The organism is Streptomyces sp. UNOC14_S4 (assembly GCF_020740835.1).
Classification (GTDB): domain Bacteria; phylum Actinomycetota; class Actinomycetes; order Streptomycetales; family Streptomycetaceae; genus Streptomyces.
On the sequence record NZ_JAINFC010000604.1, the window covers coordinates 1 to 4,116 of the forward strand.

At 69.9% G+C, this 4,116-nt stretch carries 4 protein-coding genes; all 4 read left to right on the forward strand.

The window, feature by feature from the left end:
* Positions 1-128: 128 nt before the first annotated feature.
* The 4 genes from K6I34_RS32895 (at position 129) to K6I34_RS32910 (ending at position 3,734) form a co-directional block, all read left to right on the forward strand.
* Positions 129-992 carry a 2-aminoethylphosphonate ABC transporter permease subunit gene (locus K6I34_RS32895; protein ID WP_229331701.1) on the forward strand — a complete coding sequence of 288 codons (864 nt, stop codon included), beginning with the start codon at positions 129-131 and terminating at the stop codon, positions 990-992.
* Positions 979-1,776 carry an ABC transporter permease gene (locus K6I34_RS32900; RefSeq protein WP_229331702.1) on the forward strand — a complete coding sequence of 266 codons (798 nt, stop codon included), beginning with the start codon at positions 979-981 and terminating at the stop codon, positions 1,774-1,776. The genes K6I34_RS32895 and K6I34_RS32900 overlap by 14 nt, the downstream gene beginning before the upstream one ends.
* A 29-nt stretch (positions 1,777-1,805) precedes the next feature.
* Positions 1,806-2,861 (forward strand): 2-aminoethylphosphonate ABC transporter substrate-binding protein, encoded by a 1,056-nt coding sequence (locus K6I34_RS32905; protein WP_229331703.1) that lies wholly within the window; start codon positions 1,806-1,808, stop codon positions 2,859-2,861.
* Positions 2,862-2,954: 93 nt separating this feature from the next.
* Entirely contained in the window at positions 2,955-3,734 is a 780-nt protein-coding gene (locus K6I34_RS32910) for an HAD-IIA family hydrolase (RefSeq protein ID WP_229331704.1), read from the forward strand.
* Positions 3,735-4,116 lie beyond the last annotated feature (382 nt).

Here is a 4,116-nt window from a genome sequence, read left to right on the forward strand (position 1 = left end):
CCCGAAACCTGGGGACGTCCCCCGGACCCCCGTCTGCGGCGGACGGTCGCGCCTACCGGGGTGCCACTTGCGCTCCGCGCGCGGCTGCGGGTCCGTTCCGGCTGGTCGCGCCCACGCGGCGGAGCCGCATGATGCAACACAGCCTCGCGCCCCTTACGGGGCGCGTTCTCTGGGTGGTTCCCCCCGTCGCCGTGCTCGCGCTCACCTTTCTCTACCCGCTCGCCCTCGTCGTGCGGCAAGCCGGCGGCTACGGGGAGATCTTCCGGCAGGCGTCCTTCCGGGACGCGCTCTGGAACACAGTGGGAATCGCCGTCGGGGCCACCGCCGGCGCGCTCCTCCTCGGGTTCGTGCTCGCGCTCGTCATCGCGTTCGTGCCGTTCCCGGGAGCTAAGGCGCTGAGCCGGTTCATCGACATCTTCCTCGCCTTCCCCTCGTTCCTGATCACGCTCGCGTTGCTGTTCGTCTACGGCGGCCGCGGCATGGCCAACGGCCTCTGGACGGACGTGACGGGCAGCGGCACGGGGCCGTTCGACTTCCTGCACACGCCCTGGGGCGTGCTGCTCGCCGAGGTCACCTACTTCACGCCGCTGGTCATGCGGCCCCTGCTGGCCGCGTTCTCCCAGGTGGAGACCGCGCAACTGGAGGCCGCCGCCTCGCTCGGGGCCCGGGCGCCGCGGATCGTGCGGCAGGTGATCCTGCCCGAGGCGCTGCCCGCGCTCGCGGCGGGCGGCAGCCTCGTCCTCGTCATGTGCCTCAACGAGTTCGGGATCGTGCTGTTCACAGGCGCGAAGGGGGTCACGACCCTGCCCACGCTGGTCTACGGCAAGGCGATCCTCGACGGCGACTACACGGGGGCGTGCGTCGTCGCCGTCGTCAACGTCGTCCTGTCCGCCGCGCTGTACGGGCTCTACCGCCTGCTCGTCGCCCGCGTGACCAAGGGAGCCAAGAGAGCCAAGAGAGACAAGGGAGGTACTTGTCGTGCTGGTGCATAGCCGCTGGGCCCGCCGGTCCGTACAGGCCGTCTTCTTCCTGCTCTTCCTGCCCGTCTTCGCGCTGCCGTTCCTGGTCGTCCTGGCCGCGTCCTTCGCCACCGACTGGAGCGGAGCGCTCCCCTCGGGGCTGACGGTGACGCACTATCAGGACATCGCGCGGGGCGACTCGTTGACCGCACTGACCACCAGCCTGGTGACGGCCGTCGCCGCGAGCCTGATCGCCCTGGCCGTCGGCACCTGGGCCGCCCTCGCCGCGGAGCGCCTGCCCCGCCGCGCGCGGCGCGTCGTCGACGCCCTGTTCATGCTGCCGGTCGCCGTGCCCTCGGTCGTCGTCGGCCTCTCCCTGCTGGTCGCCTTCTCCGAGCCGCCCCTGCTGCTCAACGGCACCCGGGAGATCGTCGTCATCGCGCACACGGTGCTCGTCACCGCCTTCGCCCACCAGTCCGTGACCGCCGCGCTCACCCGCCTCGACCCGGCGTACGAACAGAGTGCGGCGAGCCTCGGCGCCCGTCCCTCGTACGTGCTGTGGCGGGTCAAGCTGCCCCTGCTGCTGCCGTCGCTGACAGCGGCCGCCGGGCTCTGCTTCGCCCTGTCCATGGGCGAGTTGAGCGCCACGATGATGCTCTACCCGCCCGACTGGCTCCCCCTGCCCGTCAAGATCTTCGGCACCACGGACCGCGGTGCCCTCTTCGCCGGAGCGGCGCTCGCCGTCGTCCTGATGGTGACGACCCTCGCCGTCCTGCTCGGCGTCTCCCGCATCCGCACCCGGGCGTCCTACCGATGAGCGCCCAGAACCAAGGAGTACGACACGTCATGGCCCGCTCTTCCCGCGCGTTCACCGCCGCCGCCCTCGGCACGGCGCTCCTCTCCGCGGCCCTCACCGGCTGCGGCACGACGGACGCCGACGCGAAGGAAATCACCGTCTACAGCGCGGACGGCCTCAAGTCCGAGAACGGAACAGGCTTCTACGACACCGTCTTCAAGAACTTCCGGGCGAAGACCGGCGTCAAGGTGAACTACGTCGAGGGCGGCTCCGGGGAAATGGTGCAGCGCCTCGTACGGGAGTCGTCCAACACCAAGGCCGACGTGATCGTCACCCTGCCGCCGTTCATCCAGCAGGCCGACGGAAAGGGACTGCTCGGCACCTACGCCCCGGACGGCTCGGAAAAGGTCCGCGACAGCGAGAAGTCCACCACCGGCACCTGGACCCCGATCGTCGACAACTACCTGTGCTTCATCCACAACACCGAGGAACTGAAGACCCCGCCGAAGACCTGGGACGACCTGCTCGACCCCAGATTCAAGGGCAAGGTGCAGTACTCCACCCCCGGCGTCGCCGGTGACGGCACGGCCGTCCTCGTCAAAGCCATGCACGACTTCGGCGGCAAGGACGCCGCCATGGAGTACCTCAGGAAACTCCAGAAGAACAACGTCGGCCCGTCCTCCTCGACCGGACAGCTCGCCCCCAAGACGGACAAGGGTGAACTCCTGGTCGCCAACGGTGACGTCCAGATGAATTTCGCGAACATGAACTCCATGCCCCACCAGGGCATCTTCTTCCCGGCGGGCGGCAACGGAAAGCCCACCACCCTCGCCCTGCCCTACGCGGCCGGTCTGGTGAAGAAGGCCCCGCACGCCAAGTACGCCAAGGAATTCCTGGACTACCTCCTCTCCGACGAGGTGCAGCGGCAGGCTTCCTCGATCGCCGGGGGATTCCCGGCCCGCGCGGACATCAAGCCCACCGACAAGAACGCCACCGCCCTCGCGGAGATCATGAAGGGCGTCGAGGTGTTCCGCCCCGACTGGGCACAAATCAACCAGAACCTGCCCACGTACATCGAGGCATGGAAGGACGCGACGAAAAGCTGATTAGGCTGGAGGTGTCGGAGCGGCGTACGAGCTGCGCCGCCCCGGCGTTTCCCCTAGCCCCGTGAGGGGCCGCATACGGGCAGGAGTCCCACCGTGGCAGAGCGCAAGCCGATCGAATCCTGGCTCACCGACATGGACGGTGTGCTGATGCACGAGGGCATTCCGGTGCCCGGCGCGGACGCCTTCATCAAGCGGCTCCGGGAATCCGGCAAGCCCTTTCTCGTCCTGACCAACAACTCCATCTACACCGCCCGCGACCTGCACGCCCGCCTGGAGCGGATCGGGCTCGACGTGCCCGTCCAGAACATCTGGACCTCCGCGCTGGCCACCGCCCAGTTCCTGGACGACCAGCGGCCCGGCGGCACGGCCTACGTCATCGGCGAGGCCGGTCTCACCACGGCCCTGCACGACATCGGCTACGTCCTCACCGACGTGGAGCCCGACTACGTGGTCCTGGGCGAGACCCGCACCTACTCCTTCGAGGCGCTCACCAAGGCGATCCGCCTGATCAACGGCGGGGCGCGCTTCATCGCCACCAACCCCGACGAGACCGGCCCCTCCGCGGAGGGCGCGCTGCCCGCGACCGGATCCGTGGCCGCGCTGATCACCAAGGCGACCGGCAAGGAGCCGTACTTCGTCGGCAAGCCGAACCCCCTGATGATGCGGGCGGGGCTGAACGCGATCGGAGCGCACTCGGAGACCAGCGCGATGATCGGCGACCGGATGGACACGGACATCCTCGCCGGCCTCGAAGCCGGGATGGAGACCTTCCTCGTCCTCACCGGCCTGACCCGCCCCGAGGACGTCGAGCGGCACCCCTTCCGCCCGTCCAAGGTGGTCGACTCGATCGCGGACCTGGTCGAGCTCATCTGACCACGGCGCCGCGCTGTGCCCACCGGAGTGCGGCTTGCGCTGCGCGCCCCTGAAAGCCGCCTACGAGCCCGGCCTGCTGCGTCCGTCCGGCGTCTGCGGACCGTTCGTGGGCTGCTCGCGCCCGCGCGGCGGAGCCGCACAATGTCACAGCCCCGCGCCCCTGACGGGGCGCATCGCGTCCGGGGAGCCCACGACGCGGCCGCGACCCAGCCGGATGATCTCGGTACCGGGACGGAGCAACCGCGCCCCGGAGCGGATGCGAGGTGCCGCGGCAGCGGGTGAGCTCGGGGGTATGGACCCGCTCCGCCCGGCCCTCTGTACGGCCCTCGTCGCGCTGGCCGTCAGCACGCCCCCGTCGCCCGCCGCCCACGCGGGCGACAGC